The sequence below is a fragment of the Anaerobacillus sp. 1_MG-2023 genome (assembly GCF_030547345.1).
Lineage (GTDB): Bacteria > Bacillota > Bacilli > Bacillales > Guptibacillaceae > Guptibacillus > Guptibacillus hwajinpoensis_B.
Genome location: NZ_JAUORD010000012.1, coordinates 158043 through 175791 on the forward strand (window position 1 = coordinate 158043; position 17749 = coordinate 175791).

15 protein-coding genes and 2 pseudogenes are annotated in these 17749 nt (G+C 39.9%); 1 reads left to right on the plus strand and 16 read right to left on the minus strand.

Translation table 11 applies throughout. The features are described 5' to 3' along the window. Window positions 1-284: 284 nt before the first annotated feature. The 15 genes and pseudogenes from Q4550_RS18345 to ltrA all read right to left on the minus strand — a co-directional run bounded on the left by Q4550_RS18345 (window position 285) and on the right by ltrA (window position 14117). Entirely contained in the window at window positions 285-1844 is a 1560-nt protein-coding gene (locus tag Q4550_RS18345) for a YifB family Mg chelatase-like AAA ATPase (RefSeq protein WP_303535137.1), read from the minus strand. A 308-nt stretch (window positions 1845-2152) separates the two neighbouring features. Next, a complete protein-coding gene (locus tag Q4550_RS18350; protein WP_303535138.1) occupies window positions 2153-2476 on the minus strand; it encodes a hypothetical protein in 324 nt (107 codons plus the stop codon). Window positions 2477-2557: 81 nt separating this feature from the next. Next, a pseudogene (locus Q4550_RS18355) lies at window positions 2558-2932 on the minus strand (transposase); the annotation flags it as partial. A gap of 300 nt (window positions 2933-3232) precedes the next feature. Next, complete coding sequence (locus Q4550_RS18360) at window positions 3233-3793, minus strand: DUF7713 domain-containing protein (protein ID WP_303535140.1); 561 nt, start codon at window positions 3791-3793, stop codon at window positions 3233-3235. Window positions 3794-4199: 406 nt separating this feature from the next. Further along, entirely contained in the window at window positions 4200-4679 is a 480-nt protein-coding gene (locus Q4550_RS18365) for a hypothetical protein (protein WP_303535141.1), read from the minus strand. Window positions 4680-4695: 16 nt separating this feature from the next. Continuing rightward, window positions 4696-6528 (minus strand): T7SS effector LXG polymorphic toxin, encoded by a 1833-nt coding sequence (locus Q4550_RS18370; RefSeq protein WP_303535142.1) that lies wholly within the window; start codon window positions 6526-6528, stop codon window positions 4696-4698. 20 nt (window positions 6529-6548) lie between these two features. After that, a complete protein-coding gene (locus Q4550_RS18375) occupies window positions 6549-6845 on the minus strand; it encodes a YwqI/YxiC family protein (RefSeq protein ID WP_303535144.1) in 297 nt (98 codons plus the stop codon). Further along, the gene (locus tag Q4550_RS18380; protein ID WP_303535145.1) at window positions 6845-7273 is read right to left on the minus strand and encodes a DUF5082 family protein; all 429 of its coding nucleotides are present in this window, start codon (window positions 7271-7273) and stop codon (window positions 6845-6847) included. Before Q4550_RS18380 ends, Q4550_RS18375 begins: the two co-directional genes overlap by 1 nt. 275 nt (window positions 7274-7548) lie before the next feature. Then, on the minus strand, window positions 7549-7710 hold the full coding sequence (locus Q4550_RS18385; RefSeq protein WP_303535146.1) for a hypothetical protein: 162 nt from the start codon (window positions 7708-7710) through the stop codon (window positions 7549-7551). Window positions 7711-7863: 153 nt separating this feature from the next. Then, on the minus strand, window positions 7864-8178 hold the full coding sequence (locus Q4550_RS18390) for a hypothetical protein (protein WP_303535147.1): 315 nt from the start codon (window positions 8176-8178) through the stop codon (window positions 7864-7866). 254 nt (window positions 8179-8432) lie between these two features. Next, window positions 8433-9209, minus strand: a complete 777-nt coding sequence (locus tag Q4550_RS18395) for a transposase (protein ID WP_303535148.1) — start codon at window positions 9207-9209, stop codon at window positions 8433-8435. A 20-nt stretch (window positions 9210-9229) separates the two neighbouring features. Then, complete coding sequence (locus tag Q4550_RS18400; RefSeq protein WP_303535149.1) at window positions 9230-10789, minus strand: YifB family Mg chelatase-like AAA ATPase; 1560 nt, start codon at window positions 10787-10789, stop codon at window positions 9230-9232. A 225-nt stretch (window positions 10790-11014) separates the two neighbouring features. Continuing rightward, a complete protein-coding gene (locus tag Q4550_RS18405; protein ID WP_303535150.1) occupies window positions 11015-11278 on the minus strand; it encodes a hypothetical protein in 264 nt (87 codons plus the stop codon). Window positions 11279-11419: 141 nt separating this feature from the next. Then, window positions 11420-11845, minus strand: coding sequence for a hypothetical protein (locus Q4550_RS18410; protein WP_303535151.1), 426 nt, complete (start codon window positions 11843-11845; stop codon window positions 11420-11422). Window positions 11846-12878: 1033 nt separating this feature from the next. Continuing rightward, window positions 12879-14117, minus strand: a pseudogene (ltrA, locus tag Q4550_RS18415) (group II intron reverse transcriptase/maturase). A gap of 1002 nt (window positions 14118-15119) precedes the next feature. On the opposite strand from ltrA, the gene Q4550_RS18420 reads away from it, so the two are divergent. Beyond that, complete coding sequence (locus Q4550_RS18420) at window positions 15120-16649, plus strand: IS1182 family transposase (protein WP_303535152.1); 1530 nt, start codon at window positions 15120-15122, stop codon at window positions 16647-16649. A gap of 296 nt (window positions 16650-16945) precedes the next feature. Here the strand turns inward: Q4550_RS18420 and Q4550_RS18425 are convergent. Beyond that, a partial coding sequence (locus Q4550_RS18425; protein ID WP_303535153.1) for an MSCRAMM family protein occupies window positions 16946-17749 on the minus strand: 804 nt, incomplete at its 5' end.

The following is a 17749-nucleotide window of genomic DNA, read 5'->3' on the forward strand; positions in this document are numbered from 1 at the left end:
ACTTTTTCTTCGTACGAGGCTTACCTTTCTTCCTCAACCGCCACGCCATCTTTTCATTCCCCGCAGCTGTCACCTGCATGCCAAACTTCAAATCGTAGACAATCCTTCAGGACCACGAGGGACAGGTACCTTGTCACAGCAAATATCCAATAAAACAACACTGTAAACATAATCATTAACTTTCTACATTTACTAAACCATTACTGTATCGTTTCTATACTAACGCAGCGATTTCTGGTGGGACTGGGAACCTGTCGCCATATTCGTGAATCACAGTGACATTTCTATTTGTAGTGCACATTACGGTTTTCTCCAGTTAACGCTTTTTTATGAAAGGTTTGAATCGAGCGAATGGATAACTTCCTTAATAGAAGGGCTTCTTCAATGGCATCATCTGATATGTTGGAGTCGCCTTTCAAATCAGCGATGGTTCTTGCCAGTCGAATGATTTTGATTTGCACACGATTGCTAAAACCTTGTGCACTTGATAAGGATTGGAGATTTTGTTGCTGGATAGGTGTTAGAGGGCTACTGCTTATGAGATGTTCAAATGAAACGCTCCCATTGCAGATTTCTTTTCCGTAGCGGACGTATTGTCTCTCTCTTGCGGTGGTCACCCGCTTTTTCACCTCTTCTGATGATTCAATTCCACCAAAATTGTGTTCTTTTAGATTCACGGGTTTTAGCGAGAGTAGAATATCGATTCGATCTAAAATGGGACCCGATACGCGACTTTTATATGTGTTGATTTGTTTTTCTGAACAGGTACAATAATGATCACTTGATCCAAAGTAGCCACATGGACAGGGATTCATTGCCGCGATGAAGATAAATTTCGCAGGATATGTAACAGTCGAATGCACCCGGCTGATCGTCACTTTCTCATTCTCCATAGGTTGCCTCAACATATCGAGCGTCTTCTTTGAGAATTCACCTAGTTCATCCAGAAATAGCACACCTTGATGAGCAAGCGAAACTTCTCCGGGCTTTGGGTTGGTTCCGCCACCAATGATTGATACAGATGAAGCGGAATGGTGAGGGTGACGATAGGATGGTAAAGTGAGCGAGTCGAATGGCGCACCAGCTAATTGATACAAACTGATTTTTTCTAGCTGTGCTTCCTTTGATAGAGGCGGGAGAATCGATGGGAATGTTTCAGCTAAAAGACTTTTCCCACAGCCTGGCGGACCATCCATTAGGAGGTAATGTTCACCGCTTGCAGCGATTTCTAAAGCTCGCTTTGCGAAGGAATGACCGATCACTTGGTTGAAATTTCGTTGAAAATGGAAGCGTTCATCTGTCGGTTCTTTTGGCATCGTCACTGGCATGATCTGTTGACCGGATAGAAGATCGACTATGTCCTGTATCGTCTGAATGTAGACCAATTCGAGGTCGTCCATTTCTACCGCAGGAATTGTCGGGTCAAGTGGGAGGAATAACGTTTGAAGCTTCAACTTTTTCGCTGCTAGAATCGCGGCAATCATCCCTTCAACCGGTAGCACGGTGCCATCTAATGAAAGTGCACCAATAAATCCGGTGTTCGGAGGGATTTTGTTGTTGATCGCTTTAAGTTCTTTCAGAATACCGATCGCGATAGGAAGATCAAATAACGGACCATTCTTTTTCTGCTCAGATGGGGAAAGGTTAATCACAACTTTGGAATCGACTAAAGGAAAACCGATACTATAAAGCGCAGCCGACACCCGCTCCTTCGATTCCTTAACAGAAGCATCTGGTAGACCAACAATGACAACAGATTCAATCCCTTCCGTTACCTGCACTTCTACCTGAACACGGTAACCTTCTAACCCTTTTAATCCGATGCTCATGACTTTTGCGGACATCGTTTGGCTCCTTTTTATTTAGGTTTCTTGTTTTCCAATTAATCGTTGGTTTTTTCGGACATGTGTGCAAGGAGTGAAATTCATAACAAATTGTGTGAAGTGATTGTTCTATGGGAATAGAGAAGAAGTTATGTATCGTGTCTACTTTACGAAAGGTCACTCTTTCAATGAGGGTGTTCGTCACATTATATTTTCAGAGGTTAAAACAAATAGCTTGAGCATTTTCACTTGGATAACGGTTACGAGAATATAGTCTTGTCCTAACTTATTTCCTTCTTCAGTGGGACGGGAAACCTGGCCTCAATCCCTCACTTTAATCGATCAATCACACTTTTCGAGATTCCGGTAACCCTTGAGATCTGCCGGATGGATACCCCTTTTAATTTCTTCATCTTTACTAAAACAGCATCCCGCTCTTCCCTATCCATTTGCTGGAGCATACTGTTGCTAAGAATGCCAATTGTACGAAGATAGTCCCTAACGTGGTCATCAGTAACCTTTGTTATCTCTTTTATATCCAGACATTGATCTTCATTTGTCTCTTGCATATAAAGGATAAAACGCTGTCGAGCCACCTTCGGATCTTCAGAAAATAATCGTAAGCCCCGGTCGATATCAACTAGTTTTACCATACGTACATATTCATGGATACTTGTCCACTTACTGTCCCATACACTCCTAACCAACTTTGCCTTAAGGGGATTTTGATGAATATACCTCAAAACGGTCACAAAGTAGGCATCACTCTCTACGTTTTCACTATTAAATCGCTCCTGAAATAGATGGCCGCATCTTTCGTATTTCAAATTGTACCAATATACATAACTCGAGCTTAGCCTCTTCATAAACAGCGAGATGCTCTCCACTGTCTCCTTTATCAACAGATGAACATGATTATCCATTAAGCAGTAGGCGTATAGTTCAATGCCGCTTTTCATTTTGTATCGAGCAAGGACTTCTAAGAATTTTTCCTTGTCTTCCTCATCTTCAAAAATCGTCTGACGGTTAATCCCTCGAAAGACAACATGATAGATCCCAGAGCTACTTTTCTTTCTAGCTTTTCTTGGCAGGATGACATCACCTCTTATAGATCTGTTATAAAGAACGAAATTGAGATTAGCGTTCTAAGGAAGGAGATAGTGCACCGAAACAGAAAGTGAAATACAAATGTTGTAACGGCATATTCGAGGGAATTCTAAAAAGGGGAAAGTAGATGATCAAAACGAAACTGGGGCACTTTTATTTATTTGACACGAGTGCAAAGAATCCTTCAACAAAATCATATTTTATGATGAAAAACGTAAAAAGAAGGGTGACGGCTGGAGTATGTGTCTTTGTGCCGTCAACACCTTTGTAAAAAGGAAAAAATTCTTTCAATCTTTATGTACTTATTCCACATCGGCAGTCTTATCAAAAAATTTCATTTGAACTTGAAAGCCTTCAAAGCTTTTCACCATTTTACCTAACTGTTCCCAGGTATAAGGTTTCCCATCAATCACAACCATAGGGGAAGAAGGGCTCATCTCATCGTAATCAATACGCCCAACTACTTCATCATCCAAAATGGATTGATATTTTTGACCATTCGGAAATTCTCCTACTTTTATAAACCGTGTTGAAACACCACGTTTTACTTTATCTATTAGTCTCTCCACTAACTTTGTTTGATTGCACACTAGCTCACCATGCACAGCAAACTCGTATCCATATGCTATATCCTCAATAGCCTCCAAGAATATCCCATTTGGATAAAGTTGCGGCCGGACCTTAAAGATTCTTCTAGTTCCTAAGTAATCGGTCGCTTCTAATTCTTCAGGCATAGGTTCTAACCTTACTCCTATTTCATCAGAAACCATCTCGTTAAAACACAGATTGCAAAGGTGCTCCTGTTTAACATCTGATAAAACAATTGTAGCTTCTCTATTCTGACAACGATCACACTTTTTCATAGGTATTTCTCCCTTGATTAAGTCATAATATCTTACGTTTTCTTTATTATGACATAATCTCAATAGAAGTAGGAGGTTCAATCCAGCAGATAGTGGGACGAGGTACCTGTCCCCATAGTTGATTACCACTGTTCGCCATGAATCTTACCAGGCTATGCCGCCATATTTACCAATGGACAAACCGACGGAGCGAAAGGTACCTCGTCTCAATAATAAGTTAGTATGGCATGAGGACAGCAAAAATAGTATTAGAGCCACTATCATTGTGATAGTGGCTCACTTATGGCACTAGTGGATCTTTTACTTGTCCTAAATGGAGGCAGAAGTGGACCTAAACTCATGTCCTTCCTCAGTGGGACGCGGAACCTGTCCCCAAGTCCCTATGAAACAAATTAGTGATTTTAAATCACAATTTTTTTAAGTAATTTTTAATTTCAGTCCTTTTAATAACCTTTCGAGAGGTCGGTAATTCTCTAAAATCGAGTATTGGAATATGAATTTCAATTAAAGATTCAATTTCCTGAAGCGGAACTTCTTTAACAAATACGAACTGCTCTTGCTTATAAAAGTCGAATTTTTTTGCCACTACATAATCATTTGTAAACAGCGAAACTGTTCCCTCTTGGTTATTAAAAGGTCCTAAAGACAATGTTTCAAATTCTTCTCCTTTATAAATGACATTCACTTTTATATTATATGCTAAATCTAAATCTTCCGTTTTAACCCTTTTTATAAAAAAGTCATTGTGTTTTTTTCCTAAAACATCTACATAAAAAGAGAATCCATTTTCTAGATCTGCTGGATCTTCACTCATTAATTCTAGAATATCACCGTCCATATCTAACTTATAAACATTGTTATTATATTTTGCATAATTCGTAATCATAATATTTATCCTCCAATTATTCTACTAACAACCAGCCCAGTTTCTTATCATATATAAACATTGATGATACTTGCCCGTCTTTAGCATCAACCACTTTTAAAATATCCCCTTTAGAAAAAGGCCTCTCATTTTGGTAGAATTCTGGAAGGATAATCTCTTTACTTCCAGTAAATCCTCTCCCAGTATAAGGATAAGAGTCAGGAGTAGCTTTCCAGTCTGGAACTGATAAAAGTTCAGGGTTATTTACTTTATAATTAATCACACCAAAATATCTATCTGGATCACCAGTCGACTCAGATATACCATCAATGCCTCTAGTGATTTTAAAAGGCGTATTGTTGTAATCCAAACGAGCACCTTTAATGTTATCTTCTAACGTTACTAAGTTACTAGTATGGTCTTTGACTGCAGTAAAGCCTCTAATCCCCTTGAAACTAGGGTTATAAAGATAATTATAAATATCTTTCTGAGGAATCACTTTAGCCATTACAGTATTTGAAGAAGGTTGACCAATTTGTTCTCTTAAATTATTAACAATATTTAATTCACTAGTATCTAAAATGCGATCGGGATCTAATAATTTTTTTACTTCTCCTAATTCATATCCATTTTGTTCTATTAAGTTTGAAATGGTAAGAGATGTTTTGTCAGTATTCCTTGGAAACTTGTTATCTATCTCCCTATTGCCTAATCTAATCTCATTCCACATACTCTTCATATTCAATTTTGTTTTTATATCCGAGTAATGATTAGGTGTAATGTGTCTCAAGCTCTCATTACTAAAACCAACCTTCGCCCCAGCAACCATAGCAGCCAGCCCAAAACTACTCAACCAATGCTCTTTAGAAAAATCGTCTTCAGGATTTACTGCACCTTTCACAAGATCCGCTCCGCCATTCGTCAAGTAGTTCACAAAATCATAAGGTGAATCCATAGCTTTATCAGATCGTTCGTCCATTGCATTAACAGCACCTCTTACGCCGTCGAACAATCCAGATGTGAGGTAATTCCCGAAGTCGTAAAGAGAATCCATTTTCTTATCTCCACGCTCTTGAAAGCCAGACCAGAAATCAGAACCTATCTCTTTGAAACTATTAACCGATTCAATAAAAGGATTTTCATTTTCCTCCACAGCGGATTCAACTTCCTGTGAGGTTTGCTCTTTCTTTACACCAGTCGCTTCCGCTTGGCTCGCAGCGATCGCAGAATAAATATCACTGGAATGAAAAGACTCCGCATCGTAGTAGATCGATGACACCTGATTCCCTTGACTCGAGGCATTCATTAATTCACTGAACAAAGCGGTTAGAACCTGCTCATCGCTTTCCATCATCGTGTATTTACTCGTTAGTTCTTCATCAAATTGTTCAACGCTCTCGATCGTCTTTTCTCGTTTCATCTTTGCTTCATCAAGTTGTTGATCGACTTCGTTTCTAGAGAACACTTGTAGTGGTTGAATGTCGCTGATGCGATCGAAAATCCGTTGCAGATCTTCCTGCTGATCTGCAATCATTTCTTTAGCTCTATTCTCGCTGTTCGATAGCTCATCTTCTAAAAAAGGAAGCTCAACTGTTTCATTTTCAAGATTTCTTGACGCAGCCCTTTCAGGAATTTCACTAAGAAAAGCAATATTTCGATCAACGAGTTGAAGCCATAGACTTAACACATCAAGTTGAGCCTGATAAAAGCCTTTGATTGCATCGGCACCTTTGCCTTTAAGGGCTTCATCAAGTTCAACGATGCCTTGAAAAGCCTTTTGAAGGGTGATCAATTGTTCTCTTAGCGTCTCGTATTCCCTTCTTCTTGTCGACATCGTATCAAATAAGGTTGAAGCTTCATAGACTTTCACTTATAACGACTACCCCTTCTTTAAGATCTTGTAATAGCTTCATCCTGCTCTTTAAGTGAATTCACATTCGCTTTCGTATCTTCAAGGTTTTTTTGCACAACCGTCACATAATCCTTCAATAAGCTTTGGAGGTTTTGTTCACGATTGATCCAGGCATCTGTATAGTTCAATTTGTTGCGACCCAGTTGACCTGACGGAGGTTCGGGTAACGTTAGATGTTGAACGGCATTTTTTGCTTCTTCCAATTTCGCGATCACTTCTGAATAATGAAGTTGAATCTCCGTAGAAGATCCTCCTCCTGAAACGGCTTTATACATCAGAAAATCCTCCCTTTAATATGATTGATTTTCGCTGTGACGTCCTCGGCATAATCTTCGCCTTTATGTAACAAAGATTCAGCTTCATGTGCGAGACTTCCGAGAAAGCTAAAGTGACTTTGCTGCGATTCAAGAGCGTGAATACGTGAATCTATATCCCTTTGGTACAAATCATATTGTTCATTCCCTATCTGAACCATGGATTGATACGAACCCTCTCGATCCGCATCATATTTATCGGAAAGTGGCCCTACCCATTGATTTGATAAATCAGGTCGTCGCAAATTCCGAATTTCCCCAAGCAACAAATTTTGCTCTCGATTAATTTCAGCTTTCGCTTCTCGTAACCTACGCAATTGATCAGCTATTTCACTTGCTTTTCCATTTATCAATCCTTGAAGACTACTTAACTCTCCATAAATCCCCATGAGTTCACCTCAATACCTTCAATATGAATTCCTCTTCACAAAAGGATTTATCCCGATACCTATCTTACCATTTACCCAATTCAATTTATTTCCAATCTAATTTTTTTCATAAAAATGAGCAAATAGTAGGGGAAACATGTACTGATTAAACTTAATAGTCGTGTTTTAGCTCAGTAATTCCTGAGTGGACATCCAAACAGGTACCTTTTCCCAGCAGATAACTAATAGATCAACACTGCAGACATAATCATAACCTTTCTACAATTACTGAAGCATTACTGTATTACTAGTACCGCGATTTCTGGTGAGACGAGAAATCGGTCTCCATGTCCCTCCTTATATTGGATAGCATAATGTTTAATGAGTTTAGCTGCTTCATCTTTAGGGACTTTAATAATTTGTATATCATTTGGAGTATGTTTGATCGTTTCATTCATTATCTATTCCCCAGCATAAATCATAACTTTTTGATAATTTTACCATATCAATAAAAAGGCCTGTCTCAAAATAAAAATTTCATAACAACAAAAAAGCCCACCAAGCGGCTGCGGCTGCATCAGCCAACTCAGTGGGTATCCTTCATTACTTCTTCAGCGTATAATATTTTCGCTTGCTTGAACAGATCCAGTGGGACGAGGTACCTGTCCCCATGTCCCTCTTGTAAAGGGGCCGTTCTCGTCACCACCAATGGTATGAAACTCTCGATCATCCTTACTTATGAGTTTATTTTCATCTTCCTTAGTAGTATCCATTTGATCCTTATCTACAAGTTCAACAGACTGTTCCGGCATTTCTGCCTTCTTTGTTTCTGATGTACCACTTTCTTCGGTGGATATTTCACCTCCATCACTACATCCTGAAATAAATATACCTAGAACCATTAATGATACAAACAAATTTCTCAATAAACACTCCTCCGTTCTTTTAAATGAACAACGTAATAAACTACTCCTTATTTATTAGAGAGTATTCTATCCCTTTCCATAACTTACCTTCAATTTATTTCAATCATGAAATAGTAAACGTGAATCACCGAGAAGCTTCTACTGATTCACTTACTGGCACATAATCACATGGATTCATTGTGTTTTAATCATTAATAAAGATACCAAACCACAACCATTAAACATCACCTATTATTGAATAGTTATTTAATAATTCAAGCCCTATAAATCAAAGTCTGCGAAACTCCCAAGATCCTCGCCATCTGCCTTTGCGATAATCCCTCTACACCTTTCAACCTTCGCAATATCGGATCCCGTTTCTCTCTCGCCAAACTTTTCACCTGAGCGATTTCCACCTTTCCAAGTAATCCTTTAATCACAACTCTCGCTTCATCATCGGTCAACCTTTTCCTGTCAGAGTCGTAATCCTCTAAACACCGATCATCGTTTACTGTCTCGTTAAACTCCTTGAACCTCTCAATAGCCACCGCTCGGTCTTCTCCAAACATGTTTAATATCAAATTACAATCTACCAAACGCGTTACAGAAGTTAGTTGATAATACGCCCTACAGCTATTCCACTCCCATTCATCCAAAGTCCTTACAATTCTAGCTTTTAGAGGGTTTTGATGAATATAGCGAACGACGGTAAGGAGATAGTCCACTGTCTCGACATTCTCACTTTTAAACCGATCCTCAAACAGATGGCCGGTTGTGTTGTATTTTAAATGATAGTATTTGACGAAGCTTACGGCGATGCGTTTGATGGTGATAGAGATGTCTTCGTTCTCTTCTTTCATAAGAAGGTGAACGTGATTGCTCATTAAACACCACGCATAGATTTTCACCTTGTACAGGCTTGAGTACTTTTCGAGGGTTTGAAGGAATTGAAGCCGATCTTCATTATCGTGAAAGATTTCCTGTCTGTTTGCTCCTCTATAGATAATATGATAGATTCCTGTACGGCTTTTTTGTCTCGCTTTACGAGGCATGACAAATGACGGTGACGTTTCTATTGGTAGTGCACATTATGATTTTCTCCTGTGAGTGATTTTTTGTGGAAAGATTGGATTGAGCGGAGAGATAGTTTCCTTAATAGAAGGGCTTCTTCAATGGCTTCATCTGAAATGAAGTCGTCGCCGTTCAAATCAGCGATGGTTCTTGCGAGTCGGATGATTTTGATTTGGACGCGATTGCTAAAACCTTGTGCACTTGATACGGATTGGAGGTTTTGTTGCTGGAGTGGTGTGAGAGGTCTACTGCTTGTGAGCTTTTCAAATGAAACGCTCCCATTGCAAACTTCTTTGCCATAACGAGCATACTGTCGCTCTCTTGCAGCCATCACCCGCTTTTTCACTTCTTCAGATGATTCGATACCATCAAATTTGTGTTCGTTTAGATTAACGGGCTTTAGCGAGAGTAGAATGTCAATCCGATCTAAAATTGGACCCGATACGCGGCTTTTGTAAGATCTGATTTGTTTTTCTGAGCAGGTGCAGTAGTGGTCACTTGAGCCCCAATAGCCACATGGACAGGGGTTCATGGCTGCGATGAAGATAAATTTCGCTGGATACGTAACGGTCGAATGCACACGACTGATCGTCACTTTCTCATTCTCCATAGGTTGCCGCAACATATCGAGCGTCTTCTTTGAGAATTCACCTAATTCATCGAGAAACAACACGCCTCGATGGGCTAGCGAAACTTCCCCAGGCTTTGGGTTGGTTCCTCCACCGATGATTGATACGGATGAAGCCGAATGATGGGGGTGGCGATAGGATGGCAACGTGAGAGAATCATATGGTGCGCCAGCTAATTGGTATAAGCTGATTTTTTCAAGCTGCGCTTCCTTTGATAATGATGGGAGGATAGACGGGAACGTTTCAGCTAAAAGACTTTTACCACAGCCTGGTGGACCGTCCATGAGAAGATAGTGCTCTCCGCTTGCGGCTATTTCTAAAGCTCGCTTCGCAAAGTCATGTCCTATTACTTGATTGAAATTTCGTTGAAAGTGGATGAGTTCATCTATCGATTCTTTTGGATTAGTCACTGGCAGGATCTGTTGACCGGAAAGAAGATCGATCACATCCTGAATTGTTTGAACATAGACCAATTCAAGGTCGTCAATTTCTACCGCAGGAATTGTGGGGTCAAATGGAAGGAATAATGTCTGAAGCCGCAACTTTTTTGTGGCCAAAATCGCGGCAATCATTCCTTCAACTGGTAAAATCGTTCCGTCTAAGGATAGCGCACCGATAAATCCGGTGTTCAAAGGGATATTGTCTCTGATCGCTTTAAGTTCTTTCAGAATCCCAATCGCAATAGGAAGATCAAATAACGGCCCATTCTTTTTCTGCTCCGATGGCGAGAGATTGATGACGACTTTGGAATCAACTAATGGAAAACCTATACTATAAAGCGCTGCCGACACCCGCTCCTTCGATTCCTTAACAGATGCGTCCGGTAGGCCGACGATAATAACCGTCTCAATTCCTTCCGTTACCTGCGCTTCTACCTGAACACGATAACCTTCCAAACCTTTTAATCCGATGCTTGTGACTTTTGCGGACATGGATTATCTCCTTTTTATTTTGTTTTCTTGAATGAGCATGAATGGAAATATTGCACCAACGAAGTGAATGCTGAGGGTTGCTAGATGCAATTAAATTCATTTGCATGAGGATGATTTGTTTTCTCTTAAAAATGATGGAAGTGGATTGGTATGAGGTGGTATAAATGAAGTGCTGAAACTATGGCTAGCTGATAGTTTAAGTGTTTATAGAAAAGAGATTAAATGCTAATTACTAAGTTTATTCGTGGAATCAAACTGAAGGTATTCGATATAGTATTGAATCGTTCTGGGGTATTGATTTCTTGTATCTTTATAATGGTTTTGGATTTTCTCATGCATATCTTCCCTGATTTGTGTTTCTCCATTATATATGTTCTTCTTTTGCAAGTTGGTGAGGCGGTTTTGATATTGCTTAGCAGAGCGCTCTTTTATTTGTTTCTCTCCTTTTTTTATCGTGTGTCTCATCTGCAGATAATCAATAAAGTCCATGACGCCCTCCCAAGGAATAAATAATAATAACCTTCTAATTTTATGATTAGTTATTTAATTCTTCTTTCCGGTAAGAATTCCTTCATTCGCAAAGACATAATATTGAATATCTTGACTTTCGCTCATTTAATATTTGATAATCTATAATTTCGAGTTCCAATACTCAACGAAAGCCATATATCCATCCTTTGCTTTAAAATAAGGTATAAGCTGCTCCCCTTTAACTTTATAAGATGGGATAGTAGATATGTTTTCTAGGTATGCCTTCTCTATACGATGGTTCCCATCTATGACTTCAAACCTCCCAGGCCTGATTTCAGCTTGAATAATCGAACTGCTTACGTCTACCGTTGGAAGATGGGTTTCATTAATTTTTCCATGTGTATGTGTTTTGAACCACCTTTTCACATCAATCGTTTCCCGTTCAACATGAAGAATCCCAGAATCGATGTCCTCGACAATTCTGGAGATATTGAAATGGAAAATCCCGTTTGGATAGGTTTCATCTCCTAGATGACTAGGAAGAGGAATGTAGTTGTTATCCATTTTAATCTTTCTACGTTTCATTCTCATACTCCTTCCTCGTGTTGTTCTTTATATTACCACCACACTACATATTTAAGAATGATTGTTATAAAGCTATTTAATCAAACGTTTGTTTAACGATATGGTTGTATGCAACTTAAAATGAATGATCATATCGACCTACTTGATTCGTAGTATTTATGGTTCTTAAATACTTTATAACAAAAAACCACCGATGTAACAGACTTGCACATTGGTGTTTTGAGAGTCTAATACAACGGTTATTGGTCTTGACGATGTCCTAAGTGGCTCACTTATGGCACGAGGAGAACAATTTCTTGTCCTTGGTGGATCTATGGTATGTATTTCTTTAGTTAACGAAACCATTCCTATAAAACCCTGACTTTATTATTTCAAAATAGAATCAGGAGAACCGTCCCCGTGATTCTCATTTTGGTTAACAAGATCCACTCAAATTGCTGGACCAGCTAGAGTCTATGAGAATAAATCACGTCATACAACAGTTGTACCAATGCTACTCTCATTTGTCATAAGGGCTCACTTATGGCACCAGTGGATCAATTTCTTGTCCTAAGTGGATCAAATAGATGGCAGAGGTGGGTCTTAACCTATCTTCACTGATTGGGACAAGGAACCTGTCCCCTTGTCCCTGTGGTAAACCTAATTGGGAGTGAATCATGAGAACCGTCCCCGTGATTCCCTCCTAACAACGGCCATCTTACTAAGTAGAGAGTAAGAGTGAAGAATCGTCTTGAAGCGATTCATTTCATTGTTTCCCTAGATTTTGTGAATATAATTAGTTGGGCTAGTTTAAAAAGCATTTTAATCAAACGTTTGTTTAATAAGAAATTTACCTAGTCTGAATGGGTACGATCATCATTATCCCACTCCGATCATTTATATTTTTACACTTAAAAACGTAAGCTCAGATCTTATAAACAATAGTTCTACTGATTTACTGGATTTATCATAAATCAAGTAGGAGGGGGTGCCTAACCCCCGACCTCTCACACCACCGTACGTACGGGTCCGTATACGGCGGTTTCATGAAAATTTAACGTTCTTCTTCTAACAACTTCAATCCTAACTGGCGCCAATAGTCGTCATTTAGGGTTCGATGGAGGATTGGGCTACTGGCAACTCGCCAGTAGCCTTTTCTGGTGTTTGCCCATTCAAAAGCTTTCGCTTTTCTTACACCTAAAGAAAAAAGATGTTTTCTCCTTGTCTTTGGGGTTTTCCATTCTTTCCATCGAATCATCCGTAATCTTCTTCTCAACCATGCCATTAATTCTCTGAAGATTGAAGGTGTCTCAGCGAGCTGAAAATAGTTACGCCACCCCACGATGAATCGGTTGAGCTTCTTGATTCGTTCTTCCATTGCTATACTCCACTTTCGTGACGTTAGGCGTCGGAATTCCTGTTTCGCACGGTGAATCGCCTGCTTTGCGACCCTGATCTTCGCGCTTCGGTATGGGGTGAAACTAAAACCTAGAAACGTTCGTTTCCACGGTCGGTCAATCGCACTCTTTTCTTTATTAACCTTCAGTTTTAATGTCTTCTCGATGAACTGGCTGATATTTCGAAGAGTGCGCTCGGCTGCCCTTTTTGAGCCTACGTAAATCTGACAATCGTCAGCGTATCGGACGAACCGAATGCCTCTTGACTCTAGCTCTTTATCCAATTCATCTAACACGATATTTGAGAGAAGGGGACTTAAAGGACTACCTTGTGGTGTTCCTGTTTGGTTCGTCTATGTTAAGCCGTTCTCCATAACTCCAGCTTGTAGTTATCTCCGAATGATTCGAAGGACACGACTGTCCTTAACACGATAACTTAATGGACGCATGAGTCGATCGTGGCGAACGCGATCAAAGAATTTCTCCAAATCGATATCTACCACCCACCGAAATCCGTCATGGATATATTCTTGCGCTTCTCGAACCGCGTCGTGCGCTCGTTTTCCTGGTCGGAATCCAAAGCTTGAGTTGGAAAACGACGGATCGTAGATCCGTTGAAGATAAAGGTTGATAGCTTGTTGGATCAAGCGATCCATGGCGGTTGGAATTCCTAGCTTCCGTTTGCCTCCGTTTGGTTTTGGGATTTCGACACGACGGACGGGTGACGGTTGATAGGTTCCATCCAGGAGTTGGGGTTCGATGTCGTTCCAGGACTCCGAGATCTGGGATTTCAGTTCGGACGTGGGAATGTGATCGACCCCGTGCCTTCCATTGTTACGCACCACTCGTCGATAGGCTCCATTTAAATTGTCTCGATGAAGTATCTTTTCCAACATGCTTTCTTCCTCCACGTGACTGGTTTCGTTCCTTGTGTGACATTGATTCTCCACGCTCCGTATGCCCTCCGAGACTTCACTCTTCCCTCATAAGTTGAGCTGATATGTTCTGTGTCATCGAATGATGCGTACATCGGAGAAACCTGTTCTCTTTTCATGATTCGGTCTTTCCTGTCCCATCTCGAGTTTGGGGTGGTACTACGATCTCGGCTGACTTCTGATAACTAAGTGGCTTCTTGAAAGTCAGTTACCGCGAGTGTGCGGCTCGTCATCAGATCTCCCCGGGTAAGTGCACAAACTTCCTCTCCATATACCCGCCTTATTTACTACCATTCCCTTTGGTTGTATGGATTTTAATGTGTTTAGCCATTTCGTCCAAGAATGATAGCCTTTTATAAGGTTCGTGTTCCTCAGGTCGGAGATTTGCCTTCAGCTTCCTTCAGATTCCAAGTCGCCCTGGAGACCCTTGCCTTTGGCTAACGGTTACTACAACCTTCACCGTTCGGGACTTGAACCCTATAGCGTGTGCACATGCCGGGCACACTAAAAAAACAGGTAAGCTACGTAATAGCTTCCTGTTTTTAATTCTAATATTTTTATCATGTTTAACTTACAAGAGATTCATAAGCACAGTCCTTGCTAACCCTATTTAGGTAAGAGACTTTACACTCTGGAATGAATCATGAGACACGCTCTTGTGATTCTCCGATCCCTCATCTGTTTTATGGGAACGAAATCTCTCTAGTTCTTCACTCAATTCCATCGTCTGTCTATATACTGATTGGTAAAGTGGATACAATTCCCGGTATAGCGTGACATTTTGAGGATTAGGAGAGAAGGATTCTTCATATTAGATGAAGGGAATCACAGGAACCATCCGAGACCAGTGAAAAAGTCGGATTAAGACCAGGTCGGTGAGTTAAATCTATCATTCTCCATGAAAAAACCCCCTGAATGGTATAATGGGTACGACCAAATACCGACCATTAGGGGGGGTTACTTGTGCTTCGATTACAGTCAAAGCAATCAAGTTTTCACTCTATATTATACGATAAAATTCCGGAAAGTCATATCCTTAAGAAGATAACGACCGTTATTGATTTTTCTTTCATTAACGATCTTTTGAAAGAGAGTTACTCCGAACGTTTTGGCCGTCCTGCCAAAGAACCAGAGTTAATGTGTAAACTTTTATTTTTACAACATCTATATAATTATTCCGATGAACAAATGAAGCCAGAAGCTGAACGGAACCTCGCGTTTATGTACTTTCTCGGTCTCAATCCAGAAGATTCCCTGCCAGACAAAAGTCTTCTGGCCAAGTTTCGAACGCAGCGACTCGGAGAAAATACGCTTGATGAAATGATGACTGAAATGGCGAGACAATGTGTAGAACAAGGGATTCTTGAAGGAAAAAGTGTCAGTATTGACGCTACCCATATCGAAGCGAATACTAAGAAGAAAACGCTTGAGCGATTGATGAGACATCTGGCTCAGAATATCATTCATACCTATGAACGAGAAACGGGGCAATCACTTGAGAACTTACCAGAGGTTCTAGATTATCAGGAGATTGCGGATCACCGAGAAGCGAAGGCTGTGATGAAAGGTTACTTATTGAACGTAATGAATCAAGTAGAAAAACAAGCATCAAATCACAATCAAAATACGAAGGAATCAATACAAAAAGCTCAGAAAACCCTAACGGATCCCAAGTTTATCAACCAGAAAGGCATCCGATCCCTTATTGACGAAGATGCGAGAGTCGGCAGAAAAAGTAGGACACAGGACTTTTATGGATACAAAACTGAGTTTGTGATAACAACAAAAGAACGGATAATTACGTCCGTACGCACATCGGATGGTGCTTACACAGATGGTAGTTATGCCAAAGAAATGTTAGCTCAAACTTTAAGATCAAACATGACCATCACGGAAGTGTATGGGGATAAAGCTTATTTCAGAAACTCTATACTAGATGATATAAAATCCTTAAATGCGCACCCTTATATACCCGTAAGCTCTCTTGTATTCCGACTTGACGAAAGTCAATTCACCTATAATAAAGACGCTGATGAATGGCAGTGTAGCCAAGGAAACATCACCGAAAAAAAGAAATACTTTAGGACAAAAGGAAAAGACGGTGGCAGAGAAGGATATAAATATTACTTTGGATTGAAGCAATGTAAAGGCTGCCCACTTCATGACGAATGTGCAAAGAAAAGGGCAAGGAGATTTTTGGTGGTAGGGGTTAACACAGCTGAATTTTATAAAATATCTCAACACCAAAAGTCCGAAGCGTTTAAAGAAAAATATAAAATGCGAGCTTCTATAGAAGGAAAGAATGCGGAGCTCAAACGATTTCATGGCCTATCTCGAATCAGGGGATATGGTCTATTAAGTGCATCCATTCAATTGAAATTAGCCGCCGTCGCGGTAAACATAAAGAGGATCGCTGCGATAGCGTCCTCTTTTTTTTATGTATATTTGGTTGAAAAGCTTCTATTATACTCTTTATTTAAGGTTAGCTATTGAGTCTAAGAAAAAAACGTAAGTTTTTCACTGGTCTCAAACCGTCCCGGTGATTCCCGATATCTACCTAATAAACAAATATTCTTTAATTGAATCTAAGGCGAGAGCTGTATATTCTTGCTCGCAAATGGAAGCTTCATTTTTATTTTTTAAAATTACTGGGAGCTTCCTTCTTTATTCTATATTACTATAAATAGTTACAAGGACGGTTCGAAACCATTGATTCCCCGTGATTCGTTTCTTATTATCAAAAAAAAAAGCCAAAAGAAGAACTCCTCTTCTCTTGGCTTAGCCTAAATCTATTCTTCTCTTACTCTTCTCGTTCTCATGATATAAAGAGTAATCATACTCGCAACAATTAGGAGCACACCTGCCACAATCCAATTGTACATTGGATTTGAAGTAACCGGTAAGAAATTATTGTCTCCCTTGTTTTCACTATTCGTTGAATTATTTCCGTTTTTGCTTCCGTTGTCGTTATTGGCTGAGTCATTTCCATTACTGCTTCCACTATCGCTATCTTGATCTGATCCCTGATCCTCGTTGTGATTGTTATTCACTCTCCATCTATCAGAGTTAGGATCTCTTCCATTCTCAACAATCAATTCAAGCGGTGCTGATTGACCTTTTTCTATTGTGAAAGCAACTGGAGTTTCATCAAGCAAATAATCCTTTGGTGCATTCGTTTCAATGAAACGATAATCACCTGGAGTTAAATCATCTACTTGAATTTGACCATTTTCATCTGTTTTAAGAGATTCTACAATTACGTTGCCTTCTGAATCTACTAGTGTGAAGACTGCGTCAGCAAGCATTGTTGATTTATCTTCTTGATCGACTTTGGTTAGAAGAACGGAACCTGGTGTTACGACATTCTCATGAATTAACATAAGTGTTTCTTCCTGGCCTTTTTCAATTTCAAATAAGATTGGTTCTTCATCAAGCTCATAGCCAAATGGTGCACTTGTTTCGATAAGCTGATAGCTACCTACAGGGATTTCAGCAACAGAAATCTGTCCAGCCTCGTCCGTTTCAAGGCCTTCTGCAATATTATCTCCATCTTCTGTAAGCAGATCGTAAACAGCACCTTGTAGAACATTGCC